Below are 18,171 nucleotides of genomic sequence, written 5' to 3'. Positions count from 1 at the left end.
TTGCGCCAGAGGCCAGTATTTTCGAATTCAAAACAAATCCCTCGTATCCTGTTTGATGGTCATATGACGAGGGAGCAACCTTAAGGACACCTTAAAGGAAACCGATTGACCCCTGACAATCGGTCTATCGCGCGTATCGCGTTCTGGCTTAGGATCTGTTGACAAAGTGGATTCCAAATCAGCGGAAGCGTGATTCAAACCTGCTTTTAGTAGGCGGTTTTGGCTCGCGGCGACCTGACAGATATCGAATGGCGGATCATCGAGGGGGTGTTGCCCACCAAACGTGGGGGGAAGTCCCGGCCCGCACACGATCGGCGATATCTAAACGGCATGTTGCATGTTTCGGGTCGGCTGTCCCCGGCGCCACAAGCACAATCGCTACGGCAAGTGGCGTTCCTTCTATGTGCGCTTCCGCCGTTGGACCGAACAGAGCGTGTAGGATGCCCTCCCTGAGACCCTCGTCGAACTGGGGCTGACTTATCCTTGCGTGGTGACCACTATCGGCGAATTTCGTTCCGGCGACAAAATTTCCACAATCGTTGGCACCGGAGCGACTGACGAGCGAGAAGATCAGGGCGCCCAACCGACGTCTTACCGAAACAGGTTCGACACAAGTCCCCAAAACGACTGCGTCGTGAGACCTAAACACGGCTGAGCGGTCCTTTCCAGGCTCCAGATTTCTATTAAAATAGCTGATCGACCGACACGACTAAAAAGATGGTCGGCCCGCTTCTTCCTGCGAAAGGCGAGCTACCGTGGTCACCGTCGAATGATATTTTCCCTTAACTGGCGGCCACCTTTAAGTTTGGCTTAAGGTTGGTGGTCGATGACGTGCGCGCTCGCGGGGGGCTCATCAAAGGGACGGGTGGATAGTGCATGGTGACGATGGGACTATTACTGGCGTTAAGTTTTGCCGTATCATTGCTGGCGCTTGCCTTCCTGATTTGGGCGATCAGTAACCGGCAGATCAAGCTCGATCAGAGAGATGCAAATGTCATCTTTGCAAGCGGAGATGATAGCCATCTCGATAGTCCCGATACTAAACATTCGCTCTCCGAGCGGCACTACTTCGACAGTGCGACTTCTGGCATCGATGGGATTTCTGCGACACCCGTCACCGTTCTTTTGGTCGCTGCAACCTTCTGGCTTATACTCGGCTCTACCTTTGGGTTAATTGCCTCCCTAAAGCTTCATTGGCCGGACTGGCTTTCGGCTTTTGCACCGATCACCTTCGGTCGGGTTCGCACCCTACATCTCAACCTCGTTATCTACGGTTGGCTTTCCCAAATGGGTGTGGCCTCGATGATTTGGATCCTGCCACGCGTCTTCCACACACCGTTGCGCGCGCCGAAACTCCCCATAATAGGCGCAGTTCTTTGGAATATAGCAATCTGTCTTGGAGCGCTTGCAATCGCCAATGGGTGGACTGACGGCGAAGAATGGCTGGAGATCCCGTGGCAGCTCGACATGCTCTTGGCGCTAGCAGGCATGTTCTTCGCCATATCGCTGGTTAAGACAACGATCGCTCGGCAAGTCCACCACATCTATGTGTCCGGCTGGTATTTTCTTGCTGGGATTGTATGGTTCCCTTTCCTTTTTGTCGTTGCGAATATCCCCTATATTCACTCTGGTGTCGAAGAGGCCACGGTCAACTGGTGGTTCGCCCATAACGTTCTTGGGCTTTGGCTAACGCCTCTCGGTGTTGGTACTGCTTACTATTTCATCCCTAAGATCATCGGGAAGCCAATTTATTCTTATTCTGTATCGTTGCTTGGGTTCTGGGGCCTTGCTCTCTTTTACAGTCAAGTCGGCATACACCATCTGATCGGCGGGCCTGTGCCGACTTGGGTTGTGACGCTCTCAATCGTCCACTCGGTGATGATGTTCATTCCAGTGATCGCGGTTGCCATCAACCAACATGTCACGGTCGCGCGCAATCTGTGGGCTCTTAAGGAATCGTTACCGCTTCGCTTCATCTCATTCGGCGCAGTCATGTATACGCTGGCGTCTTTCCAAGGCTCGATCGAGGCTCTTCGTTCCATAAACACAATCACACATTTCACGCACTACACCGTCGCGCACGCCCATCTTGGCGCCTATGCTTTTGTGACCATCATTATGTTCGGGGCGGCTTATCAGATCCTCCCGCGCATGACCGGACGTGCATTCCACTGGCCAGCGCTGATCAACGCGCATTTCTGGTTAATCGTGTTCGGCTTTGCGATTTACTTTTTTGGGCTGTCGATTGGCGGCGTCCTTCAGGGTCTTGCCATGCTCGATGCAACCCGGCCATTTGCAGACAGTGTCACCGTTACCATCCCCTACCTCGAGGCACGTAGCGTTGGCGGCGGCTTGATGACGCTCGGCCACCTCATCTTCGCGTTTAACGTCGCCTCAATCTTGTTCCCTTGGCGCGAACCGGCTGCCACGAAAATGGTCCCAGCAGAATGAACCGGTATCTCCCACTTTCAATCATTGCTTTGGGTATCCTTGCATTCGCGACCTTGATGCTTGTCGTCGCGCCTGGAATCCAAATCAGCCGGCACGAGATTCCGTCCGATCTAAAACCCTACACCGAGCAACAAACACGTGGTCGCGAGGTCTACGTCTCGCTAGGCTGCGTTTACTGTCACAGTCAGCAGCCGCGCTCACCCGACCAGGGGCCGGACGGTGAAAGAGGCTGGGGCCGTCCGGCGGTCGCCGCAGACTACAGTTATGACAGTCCACACCAACTCGGCACGATGCGGACAGGGCCGGACCTGCTCAATGTCGGCGCTCGTCTTCCATCGCGAGATTGGCATCTCACGCATCTCTACCAACCCCGCGCCATCTTCGAATGGAGCATCATGCCTTCCTATCCCTTCCTGTTTGAGGAAAAGAGCGCTGCGGCTCCCGGTGACGTCGTCGTCGCCTTGCCATCACAATATGCGCCGAAGGCCGGCGTTTTGATCGCTAAGCAGGAAGCGCTCGACTTGGCGGTTTACCTGCAATCGCTCGACCGAACCTATCCCGCGCCGGCCAATGCACTGCGCGACGATGGCTACTACCGTCAGGAAAGAGCGCAATGACGATCGATAAACCTTCGCAGAAGGACAGGTTAGAACGACCCGACGAGAATTTCGAGCCGTACGAGCTTCACGGCAAGATGCCATGGCCGTTGATTGCTATCGCTGTAGGACTTGGCATATGGGGCGCTGCGTCGCTATTTACCATGCGAGAGGATGTTGCAGCGCAGAGCGACGAGAGAGTAGCGGAAAGCGGAAAGGCGACAGGTGCAATTACGGAGCCGGGTGCCGCGCTGTTCACTGCCCGTTGCTCTACTTGCCATCAGTCTGACGGCGTGGGCGTGCGAGGCGCTATCCCGCCTCTTGCCGGATCGGCTTTCACCGCACAAGGACCCGAACTTGTTTCAACAATCATGTTGCGCGGCATAGATGGGCCGATCCGCGTCGGGAATTATAACTTCAGCGGCCATATGCCAAGTTTTGCCAGCGTGCTGAGCAACGTGGAGCTTGGCGAGCTGGCCACTTATGTGGCGCATCGGTTCGGAAAGTCGTCCGAGAAAATTGAAGCGGCGGCTGTCGCTATGCTCCGCACCGAGGTTGCCGACAAAGGCGGCTTCAAAGGAGGGGCGGAGATCGCGTCCTCCACCGGACTTTCCCTCGGCGACCAGCCTCCTTTCGAGGCGAAGACATCCATTTCTCTCAGCCCTGAAGTCTCCGCAATAATTTTCAAAGGACGCGGCGAGCAATGGGCATGTGCAAGCTGTCACGGCGATCTCGGACAAGGTAAGGAAAATGTCCCACGCCTTTCGGGCCTTCCAGCAGACTACATCATCAAGCAAATCGACGATTTCGCGCAAGGACGTCGGCTCAACGAGACTATGCGTATCGTCGCTATAACACTGTCCGATCAGGAAAAGCGCCAGCTGGGTGAATATTACGCCAGCTTGCGTGTGCCTTCGAACGCTAAACCGGAACTCGGAGGCGACATCGCGCGTGGCGAAGAGCTTGCACTGCGCGGTGACTGGAACCGAAATGTGCCGTCCTGTTTCTCCTGTCATGGGCCATCGGGCTTCGGTGTTTCGCCGGCATTTCCAGCTCTCGCCGCCCAGCACGCGTCCTATACGGCAACTCAGCTCGCTGCGTGGGTCGGTGGTCATCGCAACAATTCTTCGCTCGACCTGATGGGTCGGATTTCCCGTGAGCTTTCCGACGCGGATCGCAGAGCGGTCGCAGACTATCTCGCCTCGCTTCCTCCAGTCCCGGCAGGAGATGGCGCCAAGATCGGAGACGTGCAATGATGGAGCCAGAAGAAAACACATCAGTCAAACCGGCGGTGCCACAAAAAGGACGCATCGCTCGAACGTGGATATACGCTGCTGGAGCAGGTTTAATCGTAGCCGCTCTGGGCGCTCTGGCCTATGAGACAGGTTTTATTCCTAACCGACAGACTTCGGAGAACGAGGTAGTCGGTACCCATGCCAGTTTGTTTCAGCCCCCGACCGACGACCAGATCCCGAACGATCAGTTTGGCGCGGCTGTTCGGCGAGGCCAGGCAATATTCACGAATACCGCGACCAATGCCTCGCAATACGTTGGCAACGGCCTGTCGTGCTCCAACTGTCATCTCGGCGCTGGCCGACAACCATTCTCGGCCCCGATGTGGGCCGCTTGGGTACAATACCCGAAATACCGATCAAAAAACAAACAGATCAACACCATGGAAGATCGTGTCAAGGGGTGCTTCACCTACTCGATGAATGCACAACATTCCGTGAAAGGTGGTCCGCCGCCGGCGGGCGATGATATCTACCGTGATCTGCAGACGTATTTCTATTGGCTCGCCACCAATGCTCCGACCAATAAAGCTCTCGAGGGCGGCGGATTCGGCAAGGTTGCTAAGACCGAGCTCGGATATTCGCCGGAGCGCGGCCAAGAGGTTTTTGCAACGAACTGTGCAGTTTGTCACGGCGGCGATGGCCAAGGCCAGAAGGACATCAACGGCCGCTACGTCTTTCCGCCGCTTTGGGGTGCCAACTCGTTTAATTGGGGTGCCGGCATGGCCCGCATCGACACCGCGGCTGCGTTTATCAAAAACAATATGCCTCTGTCGCAACCCGGGCGTCTAACTGATCAGGAAGCATGGGACGTAGCCGCATATATAGACAGTCTGGAACGGCCTAAGGATCCACGCCAGAAAGATAAGACAATCGAGGCAACCCGCAAGCAGTACCACGACGGCGACCAGATCTACTACGGTCAGACAGTCGACGGCGTACTCCGCGGGATCGGCACGCCAGACCCGGAGCGCCCGGTCGGCGCCGTGGACTAGCGATTTGCGCCGCCTTTTCGGGGTCAGCGGCATGGCATGTGGAGGCTGCGCCCGCGGGCTTGAGCGTCATGTTAGCCGGCTTCCCGGCGTCAACTCGGTTGGCGTGCATCACCTAACTGCCTCGATATTGATCGATTGGGATGGTCCGCGTCTCTCCATTGCAGACATAACCTTGGCGGTCTCTGCCGCGGGATACACTCTGATTGATCGCCATCGGCCAGACGAACTCTCGGCGATCATGTCTGCCGACATAAGCTGTCTCTCTTTGCGCCTAGCAGTTGCCGTCATGTCGGGAATGTGGTCGATGGCACTTGCCATCGTTTTGTATGTCACGGTTCTCGATCCTAAGGCCGCATGGTGGGTAGCCTTTGGATCGGGAATACTGGCCTTGCCTGTTATCGTGTGGTCGGGTGCTGAAATTTTTTGGATGGCGTTCAGGTCAATACGGCTTCGCACTCCGGGCATGGACCTGCTTGTCGCGCTCGGCGCCGGGGGTGCATTCCTCCTCTCCTGCTTCTCTCTCTTTGCTGGATCGTCTCATGTCTATTTTGACACGGCAACGATGCTGATCACGCTGTTGCTTATTGGGCGTCTCGTCGATTTGATGACACGGCAAAGCGCGATCGAAGCGCTGAAAGCGCTCGAGGGAATCTCCCTTGAAACGGTGGTCCGGCGATCATCTGCTGGCGACCAGTCCATTCCGGCGACTGAGAGTGGAATCGGCGACAAAATTGTCGTCGACGCGGGTTCCACCATCGGGATGGACGGGGTGATCGAGGAAGGGCAAAGCCTAGTCAATCGTGCCGTACTCACCGGTGAAAGTTGTGCAATCAAGGTCTGCGTGGGACAACGTGTCGAAGCTGGATCCGTCAACCTCCAACATCGCATCGTTGTCGCTATCGATCGTCGGTATGGAGATCGCGACATTGATCGCATGGGCGGCGCGGTTGCGCTTGAGCTTGCGCAACGGGGCGCGACGACGTCACGCGCTGAGGAAATTGCCGCAACGCTCAGTTGGAGTATTCCTTGTCTCGCACTCATCACTGCTATAGCCCTGCCGATTGCAGGTATATCTGCGACGGAGAGCGCTATCAGGGGGCTTACCATTCTTGCCGCGGCCTGCCCATGTGCATTGTCGATCGCGGGACCCTTGGCACAGGCGCGCGCTGCAGGTATCGCGGCGACACTTAGTCTCCGTCTGCGCGACCCTATCGCATTCAGTGCACTCGCGCATATCACGACTGCGATCTTCGACAAGACCGGGACGCTGACTTCCGGTAGACCAACGGTAGTCGAGGTTCACCCCTCCGAAGGCTGGACTCAAGACGAAATACTACGAGTCGCCGCTCGGGCCGAGACGGGGATCGATCATCCGCTGGCGCGCGCTATCGTCGCACGGCACGGGCGCGAAGAAGGAAAGGGAGGGACACGCCTAGAGCGAAGTGCCGAGGGTAGCGATTGGGACGGCCGTCGCATTACGGTATCCGGGTTGAACACGAATGACGGACTAACATCGCTTGCCGTTACCCTTGACGGCGAATTGGTCGGCCGGCTTAGTGTTGCTGACGCCCCAACCGATGAAGCGCGCATGACAGTGCATCGATTGCGCGATAGCAACATTGATGTCTGGATCGCGTCTGGTGACGCCGTTGGGCCGACTATGAAGGTAGCCGCGGAACTTGGTATCCCCGCTCGTCGTGCAGTCTTTGGCTGTACTCCCGCGGACAAGGTCAAGCTTATAAAAGCCGTCCCCGGTCCTGTTTTGTTTGTGGGCGACGGCGTCAACGACGCACAAGGGCTCGTCGCTGCAGATTGCGGGATGTCGGTTGCCGAGGCCCACGGCGCCGCCGCGCAGACAGCCGATGTGGTCATTGTAAAGGGAGGCATCTCCCAGATACTGACAGCGATAGCGCTATCTAGCCGCATGGGGACAATCGCCAAGCAGAATCTGGTACTGGCTATTGCCTACAATTTGATTGCGGTTCCGTTTGCTATCACAGGCATTCTTACACCATCCATGGCTGCGCTAGCTATGTTCGCCAGCTCTCTCTCCGTAGCGTTGAACAGCATTCGGTTGAAGATATTGCCACAGCCGCGTCGTTAGACCGCCTCGAGCACTGGATCGTGAGCCAAAAAGCACCGAGTTTGGCAAGCTGTGTGCCGTGTACTCAAAATTCCACAAAAATCGGTTTCCGAAGCCTTCACGGGACAAGACGCGTTTTGCCGTATGCCTGGAGTGCGTGTATTGTGGACAAGCCGGCTGGCTCACATTGGCATCAATGCGTATCCTTCAGCTTCTAACGTTGTGATTGTCGTCAGCGCCGAGAGCGAAAGCGTAACCGACTTGTCGATCCAGGCATATTCGAACTTGTGTTCAGCGACAGCCTGACCGCAAACTGCGACATCCACCCCATGATCACGTAGCAGTTTGATAAGTGGTAGGTTGGGATTGTCGACTCCCAGCGCCGCCTTGTAGTGCTCGTTGTCCAACGCGAGGTTGGTCGCCTCCCCTGACGCGACAGCGACGAACTTGAGATTGGACAATGGGACACCCGCGGCGACATAGAGATTGAGCGTTCGTGCGACGTGGTCGAGCGAAGGATTGGGCTTGTCTGGCGCGGTCGCTGCCTTTGTCAGCCCGAAAACGATTTTGTAGGTTTTAGCCGGTTCAGGGCGATACTGGGCATCAGGAAGATCATGCATCTTCCCGTATCCAGGGATCGTCGGCGTTGTCCAAAAGTCAGACTGAGCAAAAACCGAAGGGGTTGTCGTGGCTAAACCCACAACAATGAGGCAAATCCTTCGTAGTGACATATGCATTTCTCCAGTTTACTGCGGCAACGAGCGCACGCCCCGCAAAATGCCGTGAAAGTGAACCCAGCAGGACAGGAAAGCCCTTTCGAGCGTCGTCGTGCTCTCGCCCTGATAATTATTGACGTTGAACCGACGTCTGATGTCGCGGTATAAAAGGACAACGCCTGATCTCAAATCCTATGCCGTACCGCACTGGAACGACCTAAAGGAAAGGGTAAGGTACCACCACCTACCGTTGGCGGGAAGTTCATGGAGTGATCCGGATTGCCCGAAGCCGCACGATCTGTACGGTGCACCGAAGAGTCGTATCGGCGCTCAGGAGCAATGACCAGAAGTTCAATTGGTTCGCTCACCGACACTGCCCAGCTTAAAAGTTGAATCTAGGATCGGGAACGCATACATTCTTCATGTCTTCAACCAATCTATCCTTAAGGCCGCGCCTGCGATTCAAGGAATGTGCGGCTTTACTCTGCATCCTCTTTGCGCGGCTGAAAATATCCGACCGGAATTTTAAGGTATGACCGGCCGTTGTTTTCGGGTTTCGGAAGGCGCCCACCACGGATATTTACCTGTAGGGCTGCCAGCATCAGCTTCGGTAGCGGCAATTTCGCGTCGCGCGCGTCGCGGACCTTCACGAATTCATCCTCGCTTGGCGATCCGGAAAAATGTTTATTGTGAGCAAGGTGATCTGCCACGCTCGCCTCACACTTCTGCGACCTACCCTCTGGAGCATAATCATGCCCGACAAAGAGTCTGGTCTCTGCCGGCAAATCGAGAATCCGGCGTATGCTACGGTAGAGCTCACGTGAACTTCCGCCGGGGAAGTCGGCTCGGCTCGAGCCGCTATCGGGCATCATTAAAGTGTCGTGCACAAATGCCGCGTTGCCTGCGACGTAGGTGATCGAGGCCATCGTATGTCCGGGTGAGAAGAATACTGTCACCGGAATTTGGCCGACTTCGAATGTTTCTCCATCTCTGAATAGACGATCCCATTGCGAGCCGTCCGCGCGGAAGCCATCATCAAGGTGGTAAATATCCTTCCACAGCTTCTGAACCTTCACGACGTGTTCGCCGGTCGCCATCGGCGCCGTCAGCTTCCCTTTGAGATAAGGTGCGGCCGAGAAATGATCGGCATGAGGATGCGTGTCGAGGATCCAGACGACTTCGATCCCCGTTGCCTCGATATAAGCCAGAATTTCGTCCGCGCGGGTCGTATCGGTTGCGCCAGCAAGGGTGTCGTAGCCGAGAACCGGATCGACGATCGCGCCCTTCATCGTGGACGCATCGTGAAAAACGTATTGCCAGCTGCCAGTAGGCTTGTCCCAAAACGATTTGACGACAGGCGAATGCATGGACATGTGGTTTCCTCTCTTACTCTGCCGCTTCCAAGCGTGCCCACCGCGCCATCTCTCCGGGGAACGTCGATCGAACAACTTGGAGCGTTTTAGTCACAGCTGGCTTCACGGGGTCATCGATCGGGCGGTTGACGTAGGCCGGACCGCAAAACATCTGCATCAGCATATTCATGACGACGGCTACTCGATCGTCGGCAATCGAATAATAGATCTGACGAGAAGCCCGGCGCGTTTGTACAACCCCTGCCTGGCGAAGTTCTGCCAGTTGCTGGGAAAGGGCGGGCTGCTTGAAATCCAGATCTTCCTGGATTTCACCGACCGATCGCTCGCGCTGCGCAATATGGCACAACAGCATCAGTCGGCTCGGAGTGCTGAACAGGCGCATGAACTCTGCCGCCTCCGCGCATTTGTCTTGCATGACTTCCAGGCTCAAGGCCACTTCACTCATGCCCGACGCTCCCTGTAATACCAGGTCTGGCCTTCGGTCGTCTGATCTGCTTCGTCCATGGAGGACGCGGCCGGCTCCACCAGCGGCTGTCCGGGTCTCCAGCCCTCTGGTGTCAGGGCGCAGTCTCTCTCAGAAGTCTGAAGTGCTTCGACGAGGCGTAGAAGTTCATCAACTGACCTCCCGACATTCATCGGATACCAGACGATCGCACGCACGATGCCTTCAGGGTCAATTGCGTATGTCGCACGGACAGTGCCGCTATTTTCCGAAGCGGAATCCAGCATGCCATAGGCTCGGGCGACAACCATCGCCGAATCCTCGATCAGGGGAAACTTCACCTTGACGCCAAAGCTTCGCTCGATATCGCGCAACCATGCGACATGCGAGTAAAGGCTATCCACCGAAAGCCCCAGAAGGTCGCAGTTCAAGGCTGAAAATTTGTCCTGCGCCTGTGCGAATGCGATGAACTCGCTCGTGCATACCGAGGTGAAGTCTGCCGGATGCGAGAAGAACAGGAGCCACCGACCGCGATAACCAGACAGTGAGACTTCACCCTCAGTTGACCGGGCTGTGAAGCCCGGTGCGCGATCGTTGATCCTCAGTGTGGTAGCCGCCAGTACCGGCGCGGCATTTACTGCATCCATCATCCAACCTTTTCCATCAAGAAGCCGATGCCCGGCTATAGAGAAGGGTCACAGCGCTGGCTATGAGGAATACACACTTGCACTCTTATTGTAAATATGTATTTTACTGAGTGAAAGTTGCGAAAACGGCCAAAAGCCTATCGTTTGTCACGCCACGGCAAATTTTTCGTCAATAACGCGAATTTGCAATCGTTGGTCCGATGGTCCACATGAAAATCGATTACGTAAAATATGAAAGTGTCGGAGCGGACGAGGGTCTGGCCTCAGCGGGCCTAGAACGTCCGAGACAGGAGCGCCACATTGTCTAACCTCAACGTCATATGGCCTCTTACCGGCGGGCTCCTGATTGGCCTTTCGGCAGGTCTTTATCTTCTTTTGAACGGCCGTATCGCGGGCATTTCCGGTTTGACGGCATCCATGCTCGGTTGGACGGGCGGGGGCCAAACCGGCCTCGCCATCGGTTTCGTTAGCGGGATTCTCGCCGGAGCCGCAATCGCCTTCAATCTCATCCGAGAGGCCGATGTGGTGATAACCGGTTCGCCTGTTCTGCTAATCGCCGGCGGGCTTCTGGTGGGGTTCGGAACCCGACTGGGCTCCGGCTGCACCAGCGGCCACGGCGTCTGTGGACTTGCCCGCCTTTCGCCGCGCTCGCTCATCGCAACCGCCACTTTCATGGTCATCGCGGCGGCCACCGTTTTCGTGACCCGCCATCTCATCGGAGGGCTGTCATGACCGCGCGAATACTTTCATCCGTTGTATGCGGCGTCCTTTTTGGCCTCGGCCTCGTCATATCGGATATGGTCAATCCAGCACGGGTGCTCGCCTTTCTCGACGTTACCGGATCCTGGGACCCGTCCCTCGCCTTCGTCATGGGCGGGGCTTTGATCCCGTCCTCGCTCGCGTATGCGGTGAAGCGCCGACGCCTGCGGCCGGTCCTCGACAATCAGTTTCATGTCCCCAGCAACAAGACCATCGACGGCAAGCTTCTGTCCGGAGCCGCCTTGTTCGGCCTTGGATGGGGGCTGGTCGGGCTCTGCCCAGGCCCTGCCCTGGCAGCACTTGTAACGGCTCGTTGGGAAGCCGTTCTGTTCGCGGTGGCCATGCTTCTCGGCATGTTCGCCTATCGCATCGTCTCGTCCCGGCACAACGCGCCGCTTCGGGCTCACTGAAGGAGGAAAGCCTCATGGACATCCGAAAGATCAATGACAGCATCAGCGTTTCACCGCAGATCAAGAATGAGGATATGGGCGAACTTGCGCGCCTCGGCTTCAAATCCGTGATTTCCAACCGCCCGGATGGCGAGGAAGCCGGTCAGCCCGGCGCCGAAGATACAGCGCTCGCCGCGAAGGCTGCCGGCCTGGAGTTTCGACACATCCCGGTTGTTGCTTCCGACATCCGTGATCGCGATGTTTCGCTCTTTGACGAGGCGATGAGGGATCTGCCCAAGCCTGTTTTGGGATTTTGCCGATCCGGAACGCGCGCCGCTACCCTATGGGCGATGTCTCAGGCCGACAAAGACGGCGCAGACACTGTGTTGGCCGCAACCAAGGCAGCAGGGTATGATCTCGAAAAACTTCGTCCACGGCTTCAGCCGAAGCATTTCAAGCATGACCAAATACTGCCGGCTGTCTGCGACGTCCTCATTATCGGCGCTGGCTCCGCCGGTATCGCCACAGCCGCCAGTCTTCTTAAGCGTCGGACTGGCCTAAAGATCACCATCGTCGACCCATCCGAGCGTCATGCTTATCAACCAGGATGGACCATGGTTGGCGGCGGAATTTTCAAGCCCGAGGAGACGGTGCGCTCGATGGCGGACGTTATGCCCGATGGCGTAACCTGGGAAAAGACGGCGGTCACCGAATTCGATCCTGATCATGACCGTGTGCATTTGGCCGATGGTCGGCGCATCGGTTACCGTATGTTGGTGGCCGCTCCAGGCATCAAGCTCGACTGGGCGGCAATCGAGGGCCTTGAAGAAACACTCGGCCGCAATGGGGTCACCTCCAATTATCGCTATGATACCGCACCCTATACGTGGTCGCTGGTGCAGAATCTCAAGGGTGGCAAGGCGCTTTTCACGCAGCCGCCCATGCCGATCAAATGTGCTGGCGCCCCACAAAAGGCGCTGTATCTTTCTGGCGATCACTGGTTTCGAAACGGCCGCATCAACGACATCTCGATCGAATTTCACAATGCGGGTCCGGTTCTCTTCGGCGTCAAGGACTATGTGCCTGCGCTGATGGAGTACATCAAGAAATACCGCGCGGATCTTCAATTCGGCTCCCGGCTCGTCGCCGTTGATGGCTCAAAGAAGGAGGCGCGATTTGCCCGTGCTGGCGCAGACGGCGCGGTGGTTGAAGAAACCCGCGGCTTTGACATGATACATGTCTGCCCGCCACAGGTCGCTCCCGACTTCGTCCGTTCAAGCCCGCTTGCCAACCAAGCCGGTTGGATCGACGTGGACGAGGCCAGCCTCCAGCATAAGCGCTATCCAAATGTCTTTTCGCTCGGTGACGCCGCGGGCACATCGAACGCGAAGACGGCGGCGGCGGCACGCAAGCAGGCTCCGATTGTCGCGGAAAACGTCTTGGCCACTCTGGACGGCCGGCCAATTCCGGCAGCTTACGATGGTTACGGCTCGTGCCCTTTGACAGTCGAACGCGGAAAGATCGTACTGGCGGAGTTCGGATATGGCGGAAAGCTCATGCCAACCTTTCCAAAATGGGTGATCGACGGCACGAAACCGTCCAGTCTCGCCTGGTACCTGAAGTCCGAGGCGCTGCCGAGGATCTACTGGCATGGCATGCTCAAGGGCCGGGAATGGCTTGTCTCTCCAGCCCTCAAGACAAAGGTTGCCTAGCGGCGGCCGGAGACGATAATGAATCTTGAACCGGTACAATATGGTCTGGGGGCGCTTTCCGGCGGCCTGGTGGGTTTCACGCTTGGCATGTTTGGAGGCGGCGGCTCGATCCTGGCTGTGCCTCTGATGGTCTATGTCGTAGGCGTCCCCAGCGCCCACCTGGCAATTGGAACCAGTGCTTTCGCCGTCGCAGCGAACGCGTTCGCCAATCTTATTGGCCATTGGCGGCTTGGCAACGTCAAATGGCGTTGCGCTGGGGTATACAGTGTTGCGGGCGTATTCGGCGCCTTGGCTGGTTCGACACTTGGCAAAATGGTCGATGGACAGAAGTTGCTTTTCCTTTTTGCTCTTCTGATGCTGGTGGTCGGCGTGCTGATGTTTCGAAAGCGAGGAGCCGAAGGCAATCCAGGTGCACAGTGCTCACGAGAGAACATCCATAAGGTCGCGGGATACGGTGGCCTCACCGGAATCTTCTCAGGTTTCTTTGGGATTGGCGGGGGCTTCTTGATCGTACCCGGGCTGATCGCATCGACCGGAATGCCGATCATCTTTGCCATTGGTTCTTCACTCGTCGCGGTAACGGCTTTCGGCCTGACCACCGCCTTGAACTATGCGATTTCCGGATATGTCGACTGGGTTCTGGCGGCAATATTCATCGGCGGCGGCGTTGTCGGAGGGCTCGCGGGCGCTTCCTTGGCCAAGAAACTATCTTCACGTAAAGGCATGTTGAATAGTCTTTTCGCGGCACTTATTTTTGTGGTTGCTGCGTACATGCTGTACAGAAGCGCTGGTCAGTTCATGCACGCCTGAGCAGCGTCGTCAGGAGACATCATGTTCGAACATTTTGACGCGACTATTCTGGCTCGAATCCAGTTTGCTTTCACCGTCTCGTTTCATATCATCTTCCCGGCGTTTTCTATCGGGCTGGCGAGCTACCTGTTTGTCCTTGAGGCACTTTGGCTGAAGACCGGAAAAGAGGTCTATCTCGAGCTTTTCAATTTTTGGAAGACCATCTTTGCGGTCGCGTTCGGGATGGGCGTGGTCTCAGGTATCGTGATGTCTTATCAGTTCGGCACCAATTGGGCCGTCTTTTCCGACAAGGCCGGGCCGGTGATCGGTCCTCTAATGGGATACGAAGTCCTAACAGCATTTTTTCTTGAGGCAGGGTTCCTAGGCGTTATGCTGTTCGGCCTCAAACGGGTTGGACACGGTCTGCATTTCCTGGCGACATCGATGGTGGCCCTAGGCACGCTCATTTCGGCAACATGGATCCTTGCCGTCAATTCCTGGATGCAGACGCCTGCAGGATTTGGCATGAACGACAAGGGGCAATTCATACCTGTCGATTGGTGGGCTATCGTATTCAATCCCTCTTTCCCTTACCGCCTCGTCCATATGGTGCTCGCTGCCTACCTGACGACTTCTCTTGTCGTTGGGGCGGTTGGTGCCTGGCATAACCTTCGCGGTACAGCGCCACGCCGATCAGCCAAGATGTTTTCGATGGCGATGTGGATGGCTGCATTGGTCGCGCCTTTGCAAATCCTGGCCGGCGACCAGCATGGAATCAATACTTTGGAGCACCAGCCTGCCAAGGTGATGGCCATGGAGGGCCATTTCGACAGCCATCCAGACGGCGCGCCCCTCATTTTGTTTGGCATTCCCAATCAGGAAGAAAAGAGAGTCGATTATGCAATTGAGATACCCAAGCTTTCCAGTCTCATTCTCAAGCACGGCCTGAATGAGCCCCTTGCTGGGCTGGACACGATCCCCGACGACCGGGAACCACCGGTTATCATCGTGTTCTGGTCTTTCCGGGTGATGGTGGGTCTCGGGTTTGCCATCCTCGGTCTTGGCGTTTGGTCGCTATTCTGTCGCTATCGGGGGACCCTGCATACAAACATCTGGCTTCACCGCGCCGCTGTCGGAATGGGGCCAGCAGGATTTGTTGCTGTACTTGCGGGATGGATCACGACGGAAGTCGGACGACAACCCTATACGGTCTACGGACATCTGCTCACAGCCGACTCGATCTCGCCGATCGCAGCTCCCGCCGTCGCGACGTCCTTGATCGCATTTGTCATTGTCTATTTCTTCGTCTTCGGCGCCGGCACCTTTTACATCTTGCGCTTGATGGCGAGACTTCCGCGCGATCCCACTCCGGAATTGCAAGAAGGCCCACTTCGTACCCAAGGGATCACCCCTGGTCCCACCCAGGGAGGTTCCCATGGCCATTGATCTACCTTTCATCTGGGCCGCCATCATCGCCTTTGCCGTCCTTGCTTATGTCGTCATGGACGGCTTTGACCTCGGCGTTGGTATTTTGTTTCCGGTATTTCCGGAAAAGCACGATCGCGATGTGATGATGAACACTGTCGCTCCGGTCTGGGATGGCAACGAGACCTGGCTGGTTTTGGGCGGTGGGGGACTCATGGCAGTCTTTCCACTGGCCTATGCCACGATCCTGCCGGCCCTCTACATGCCAATCATCGCGATGCTCCTCGGCTTGATTTTCCGCGGCGTGGCGTTCGAGTATCGGTGGCGTACCAAGCGCTGGGAGAGGGTCTGGGACGTCGCTTTTTCCGGCGGATCGATGGTAGCAGCGTTTTCACAGGGCGTCGCGCTTGGCGGCCTCGTGCAAGGCATTCCGATCGTTGGCCGCGCCTATGCCGGCGGCTGGTGGGATTGGCTGACACCGTTCTCTATCGCGACCGGCGTGGCTTTGGTCATCGGATATTCGCTTCTGGGATCGACCTGGCTGGTGATGAAGACGACGGGAGCGCTATCGGAACGGGCGCGCTGGATTGCGACGCGCGTCAGTTTGGCGACCATTGCAGCTATGGCCATCTTTAGCTTATGGACGCCGTGGCTACGTCCACAATATCTCGATCGCTGGTTTGGCTTCCCGACTGCGATCTTTAGCGTTGTGGTTCCCTTGCTGGTGCTTGGCTGCCTCTACCTCATCATCACGGGGCTCAAAGCGAAAAAGGATGTTCAGCCTTTCCTGGCGGCGCTTGCGCTGTTCTTCCTAGGGTATGCGGGAATTGGCATAAGCTTCTATCCTTACATCGTTCCGACTTCACTGACGATTTGGGAGGCGGCTGCACCGCCTGAAAGCCTCAAATTTCTGCTCGTCGGCGCGTCGGTCCTGATCCCGATCATCCTTGCCTACACGAGCTATTCCTACTGGGTGTTTCGTGGGAAGGTTCGCCCGGAAGAGGGATATCATTGATGGCCAGCGGCCTCCGCTGGGGAAAGCGGCTCCTCTGGTTCGTCTCCCTGTGGGTGGCGGGTGTCGGCGTGACGGGCGTCGTGGCGTTCGGTATTCGTCTGTGGCTATCACCTGGCTAACCGTAGCGTCAGCGCCGGATTTGGCGGCATGAACTGGCGGGCCTAGACTGCTCGGCCAGTTTCATTGGGAGAATAGCGTGAACCTGGAAACGAGACCAAACGTCATCCCTTGGCCGCCGTTGATCTACATAGCGGCATTTTTTGCGGCCTACGCCTTAAACACCTTGCTATCGGTTCCCTTGCCGGATCACTGGGTCGTCAAGATTCTGGGCAGCTTGGCAATCGGTGTGGGTCTTGCGTTGGACCTTTGGGCTGCAGCGTCGCTGTATATACACCGAACGAGCATAATGCCTCATCGAGCCGCCTCACGTCTTGTGACCCAAGGACCCTACCGGTTTACAAGAAACCCCATCTATCTCGCCAATATGTTGGTTATGATTGGCATTAGCTTTCTAATCGCCAATGCCTGGCTGACGCTGTTTGCATTCTTGTCGGCCGCCATTGTGGGTCGCGTTGCAATCCAGCGTGAAGAGGAGCATTTGCACCGCCGATTTGGCGACGGCTGGAAGCTTTATGCCGAGAGAACGAGAAGATGGCTGTAACAGGGCGTGGGAAGCGCGACGATGAATCCAAAGCATTGCCTATCAGACGAATCTCGCCCTTCGACTTAGTTGATACGCCTGACTTGTTTTCGCCGAGGGTCTCCATGTCGATACCAAGGCGAAGGCGAGGAGCATCTCGGTGATATCACCGCCATAATACATCAGCTCAGCCGCATGCTTGAGGTGGTCAGGCGGGATTGGCAGATCGATGAATAGCCCGGCGTACAGCATCTGCGCCATAACCGAATGCATCAGAACCGCGACGCCCAGCACGATAAGCCGCGCCGGAACGGAAGGGCGACGCGGTGCTGGGTCAGGACCTGCAATGACCCACGTGTAAAGGCAGCCGGCCGCCACGAAATGGAAATGCACCACGTAATGCAGCCAGGGCTGCATCATCATCTCGTAATAAAGTGATGTAAAATAGAGGGCCGCCATGCCACCAATGTTCAGCGCCAGTGCCGTAACCGGATTGGCCCACAAATGAAAAAGGCGGCTTTGCAGAATAGTAGTGATGATCCGACCATAGCGGGCGGGAACAGTTTTCAATGTGAGCGTGACGGGCGCAGCCATCACTAGCCCCAGAGGCGCGAGCATCCCCATCATGATATGCTGAAGCATGTGCTGCCGAAAATCCCCTTCGGGGAAAGGAAGGTACTGCGGGAGCATGCTGACAGCCAGGACACTGCATCCCGCAATGAACGACGCCGTTCTCCATCCGCTCCAGGCGCGCCCGCCCGCCCGCTGCCGCCATGCGGCTGTTGCGTAGAGGAAAGCAACCAGCGCGACGAGCATCAGGGGCACGATCATTGAGGGGTAGAAGGAC

Annotated in this window: 17 protein-coding genes and 1 pseudogene; 13 read left to right on the top strand and 5 right to left on the bottom strand. The window is 56.7% G+C overall.

The features are described from left to right. Nucleotides 1–876 precede the first annotated feature (876 nt). From DXT96_RS24990 to DXT96_RS24970, 6 genes and pseudogenes are all read left to right on the top strand, one after another. The gene (locus DXT96_RS24990; RefSeq protein WP_153516937.1) at nucleotides 877–2,451 is read left to right on the top strand and encodes a cbb3-type cytochrome c oxidase subunit I; all 1,575 of its coding nucleotides are present in this window, start codon (nucleotides 877–879) and stop codon (nucleotides 2,449–2,451) included. Next, complete coding sequence (locus DXT96_RS24985; protein ID WP_153516936.1) at nucleotides 2,448–3,068, top strand: cbb3-type cytochrome c oxidase subunit II; 621 nt, start codon at nucleotides 2,448–2,450, stop codon at nucleotides 3,066–3,068. The genes DXT96_RS24990 and DXT96_RS24985 overlap by 4 nt, the downstream gene beginning before the upstream one ends. Further along, the gene (locus DXT96_RS24980; RefSeq protein WP_153516935.1) at nucleotides 3,065–4,303 is read left to right on the top strand and encodes a c-type cytochrome; all 1,239 of its coding nucleotides are present in this window, start codon (nucleotides 3,065–3,067) and stop codon (nucleotides 4,301–4,303) included. The genes DXT96_RS24985 and DXT96_RS24980 overlap by 4 nt, the downstream gene beginning before the upstream one ends. Further along, nucleotides 4,300–5,334: a c-type cytochrome gene (locus DXT96_RS24975; RefSeq protein ID WP_246670650.1), complete on the top strand. Its 1,035-nt coding sequence runs from the start codon at nucleotides 4,300–4,302 to the stop codon at nucleotides 5,332–5,334. Before DXT96_RS24980 ends, DXT96_RS24975 begins: the two co-directional genes overlap by 4 nt. A gap of 31 nt (nucleotides 5,335–5,365) precedes the next feature. Beyond that, a pseudogene (locus DXT96_RS27440) lies at nucleotides 5,366–5,521 on the top strand (cation transporter); the annotation flags it as partial. A gap of 117 nt (nucleotides 5,522–5,638) precedes the next feature. Beyond that, entirely contained in the window at nucleotides 5,639–7,438 is a 1,800-nt protein-coding gene (locus tag DXT96_RS24970) for a cation-translocating P-type ATPase (RefSeq protein ID WP_246670649.1), read from the top strand. A gap of 161 nt (nucleotides 7,439–7,599) precedes the next feature. Here DXT96_RS24970 and DXT96_RS24965 read toward each other — a convergent pair whose 3' ends face one another. The 4 genes from DXT96_RS24965 to DXT96_RS24950 form a co-directional block, all read right to left on the bottom strand. Beyond that, on the bottom strand, nucleotides 7,600–8,037 hold the full coding sequence (locus DXT96_RS24965) for a DsrE family protein (RefSeq protein WP_210251604.1): 438 nt from the start codon (nucleotides 8,035–8,037) through the stop codon (nucleotides 7,600–7,602). 575 nt (nucleotides 8,038–8,612) lie between these two features. Continuing rightward, the gene (locus DXT96_RS24960; RefSeq protein WP_246670648.1) at nucleotides 8,613–9,506 is read right to left on the bottom strand and encodes an MBL fold metallo-hydrolase; all 894 of its coding nucleotides are present in this window, start codon (nucleotides 9,504–9,506) and stop codon (nucleotides 8,613–8,615) included. Between the two features lie 13 nt (nucleotides 9,507–9,519). Next, nucleotides 9,520–9,951, bottom strand: a complete 432-nt coding sequence (locus tag DXT96_RS24955; RefSeq protein WP_153516932.1) for a helix-turn-helix transcriptional regulator — start codon at nucleotides 9,949–9,951, stop codon at nucleotides 9,520–9,522. Beyond that, on the bottom strand, nucleotides 9,948–10,598 hold the full coding sequence (locus DXT96_RS24950) for a peroxiredoxin (protein ID WP_153516931.1): 651 nt from the start codon (nucleotides 10,596–10,598) through the stop codon (nucleotides 9,948–9,950). Before DXT96_RS24950 ends, DXT96_RS24955 begins: the two co-directional genes overlap by 4 nt. A 297-nt stretch (nucleotides 10,599–10,895) precedes the next feature. Here DXT96_RS24950 and DXT96_RS24945 point away from each other — a divergent pair, with 297 nt between their 5' ends. From DXT96_RS24945 to DXT96_RS24915, 7 genes are all read left to right on the top strand, one after another. Next, on the top strand, nucleotides 10,896–11,327 hold the full coding sequence (locus DXT96_RS24945) for a YeeE/YedE family protein (protein ID WP_153516930.1): 432 nt from the start codon (nucleotides 10,896–10,898) through the stop codon (nucleotides 11,325–11,327). Beyond that, nucleotides 11,324–11,764 carry a YeeE/YedE family protein gene (locus tag DXT96_RS24940; protein WP_153516929.1) on the top strand — a complete coding sequence of 147 codons (441 nt, stop codon included), beginning with the start codon at nucleotides 11,324–11,326 and terminating at the stop codon, nucleotides 11,762–11,764. The genes DXT96_RS24945 and DXT96_RS24940 overlap by 4 nt, the downstream gene beginning before the upstream one ends. Nucleotides 11,765–11,778: 14 nt before the next feature. Further along, nucleotides 11,779–13,455: a bifunctional protein tyrosine phosphatase family protein/NAD(P)/FAD-dependent oxidoreductase gene (locus DXT96_RS24935; protein ID WP_153516928.1), complete on the top strand. Its 1,677-nt coding sequence runs from the start codon at nucleotides 11,779–11,781 to the stop codon at nucleotides 13,453–13,455. A gap of 18 nt (nucleotides 13,456–13,473) precedes the next feature. Beyond that, nucleotides 13,474–14,265, top strand: a complete 792-nt coding sequence (locus DXT96_RS24930; protein WP_153516927.1) for a sulfite exporter TauE/SafE family protein — start codon at nucleotides 13,474–13,476, stop codon at nucleotides 14,263–14,265. 21 nt (nucleotides 14,266–14,286) lie between these two features. Further along, nucleotides 14,287–15,690 (top strand): cytochrome ubiquinol oxidase subunit I, encoded by a 1,404-nt coding sequence (locus tag DXT96_RS24925; RefSeq protein WP_153516926.1) that lies wholly within the window; start codon nucleotides 14,287–14,289, stop codon nucleotides 15,688–15,690. Next, nucleotides 15,680–16,684, top strand: coding sequence for a cytochrome d ubiquinol oxidase subunit II (cydB, locus tag DXT96_RS24920; RefSeq protein WP_153516925.1), 1,005 nt, complete (start codon nucleotides 15,680–15,682; stop codon nucleotides 16,682–16,684). Before DXT96_RS24925 ends, cydB begins: the two co-directional genes overlap by 11 nt. Nucleotides 16,685–16,880: 196 nt before the next feature. After that, nucleotides 16,881–17,345, top strand: a complete 465-nt coding sequence (locus DXT96_RS24915) for an isoprenylcysteine carboxylmethyltransferase family protein (RefSeq protein ID WP_371418998.1) — start codon at nucleotides 16,881–16,883, stop codon at nucleotides 17,343–17,345. A 42-nt stretch (nucleotides 17,346–17,387) separates the two neighbouring features. On the opposite strand, the gene DXT96_RS24910 is transcribed toward DXT96_RS24915, so the two are convergent. Further along, nucleotides 17,388–18,140, bottom strand: a complete 753-nt coding sequence (locus tag DXT96_RS24910) for a cytochrome c oxidase assembly protein (protein ID WP_210251603.1) — start codon at nucleotides 18,138–18,140, stop codon at nucleotides 17,388–17,390. Nucleotides 18,141–18,171: the final 31 nt, after the last annotated feature.

Source organism: Agrobacterium sp. ICMP 6402, assembly GCF_009498615.1.
Lineage (GTDB): Bacteria > Pseudomonadota > Alphaproteobacteria > Rhizobiales > Rhizobiaceae > Agrobacterium > Agrobacterium burrii.
This window is presented reverse-complemented; position numbering and strand designations above follow the sequence as displayed.

What these genes read in the sequence shown, in the direction of transcription:
- DXT96_RS24980 (WP_153516935.1), top strand. Translation starts at nt 3,065, where the DNA reads ATGACGATCGATAAACCTTCGCAGAAGGACAGGTTAGAACGACCCGAC.
- DXT96_RS24910 (WP_210251603.1), bottom strand. Translation starts at nt 18,140, where the DNA reads ATGCTCGTCGCGCTGGTTGCTTTCCTCTACGCAACAGCCGCATGGCGG.
- DXT96_RS24930 (WP_153516927.1), top strand. Translation starts at nt 13,474, where the DNA reads ATGAATCTTGAACCGGTACAATATGGTCTGGGGGCGCTTTCCGGCGGC.
- DXT96_RS24985 (WP_153516936.1), top strand. Translation starts at nt 2,448, where the DNA reads ATGAACCGGTATCTCCCACTTTCAATCATTGCTTTGGGTATCCTTGCA.
- DXT96_RS24990 (WP_153516937.1), top strand. Translation starts at nt 877, where the DNA reads ATGGTGACGATGGGACTATTACTGGCGTTAAGTTTTGCCGTATCATTG.
- DXT96_RS24965 (WP_210251604.1), bottom strand. Translation starts at nt 8,037, where the DNA reads ATGCATGATCTTCCTGATGCCCAGTATCGCCCTGAACCGGCTAAAACC.
- DXT96_RS24960 (WP_246670648.1), bottom strand. Translation starts at nt 9,506, where the DNA reads ATGTCCATGCATTCGCCTGTCGTCAAATCGTTTTGGGACAAGCCTACT.
- DXT96_RS24950 (WP_153516931.1), bottom strand. Translation starts at nt 10,598, where the DNA reads ATGATGGATGCAGTAAATGCCGCGCCGGTACTGGCGGCTACCACACTG.
- DXT96_RS24940 (WP_153516929.1), top strand. Translation starts at nt 11,324, where the DNA reads ATGACCGCGCGAATACTTTCATCCGTTGTATGCGGCGTCCTTTTTGGC.
- DXT96_RS24970 (WP_246670649.1), top strand. Translation starts at nt 5,639, where the DNA reads ATGGCACTTGCCATCGTTTTGTATGTCACGGTTCTCGATCCTAAGGCC.
- DXT96_RS24925 (WP_153516926.1), top strand. Translation starts at nt 14,287, where the DNA reads ATGTTCGAACATTTTGACGCGACTATTCTGGCTCGAATCCAGTTTGCT.
- cydB (WP_153516925.1), top strand. Translation starts at nt 15,680, where the DNA reads ATGGCCATTGATCTACCTTTCATCTGGGCCGCCATCATCGCCTTTGCC.
- DXT96_RS24975 (WP_246670650.1), top strand. Translation starts at nt 4,300, where the DNA reads ATGATGGAGCCAGAAGAAAACACATCAGTCAAACCGGCGGTGCCACAA.
- DXT96_RS24955 (WP_153516932.1), bottom strand. Translation starts at nt 9,951, where the DNA reads ATGAGTGAAGTGGCCTTGAGCCTGGAAGTCATGCAAGACAAATGCGCG.
- DXT96_RS24935 (WP_153516928.1), top strand. Translation starts at nt 11,779, where the DNA reads ATGGACATCCGAAAGATCAATGACAGCATCAGCGTTTCACCGCAGATC.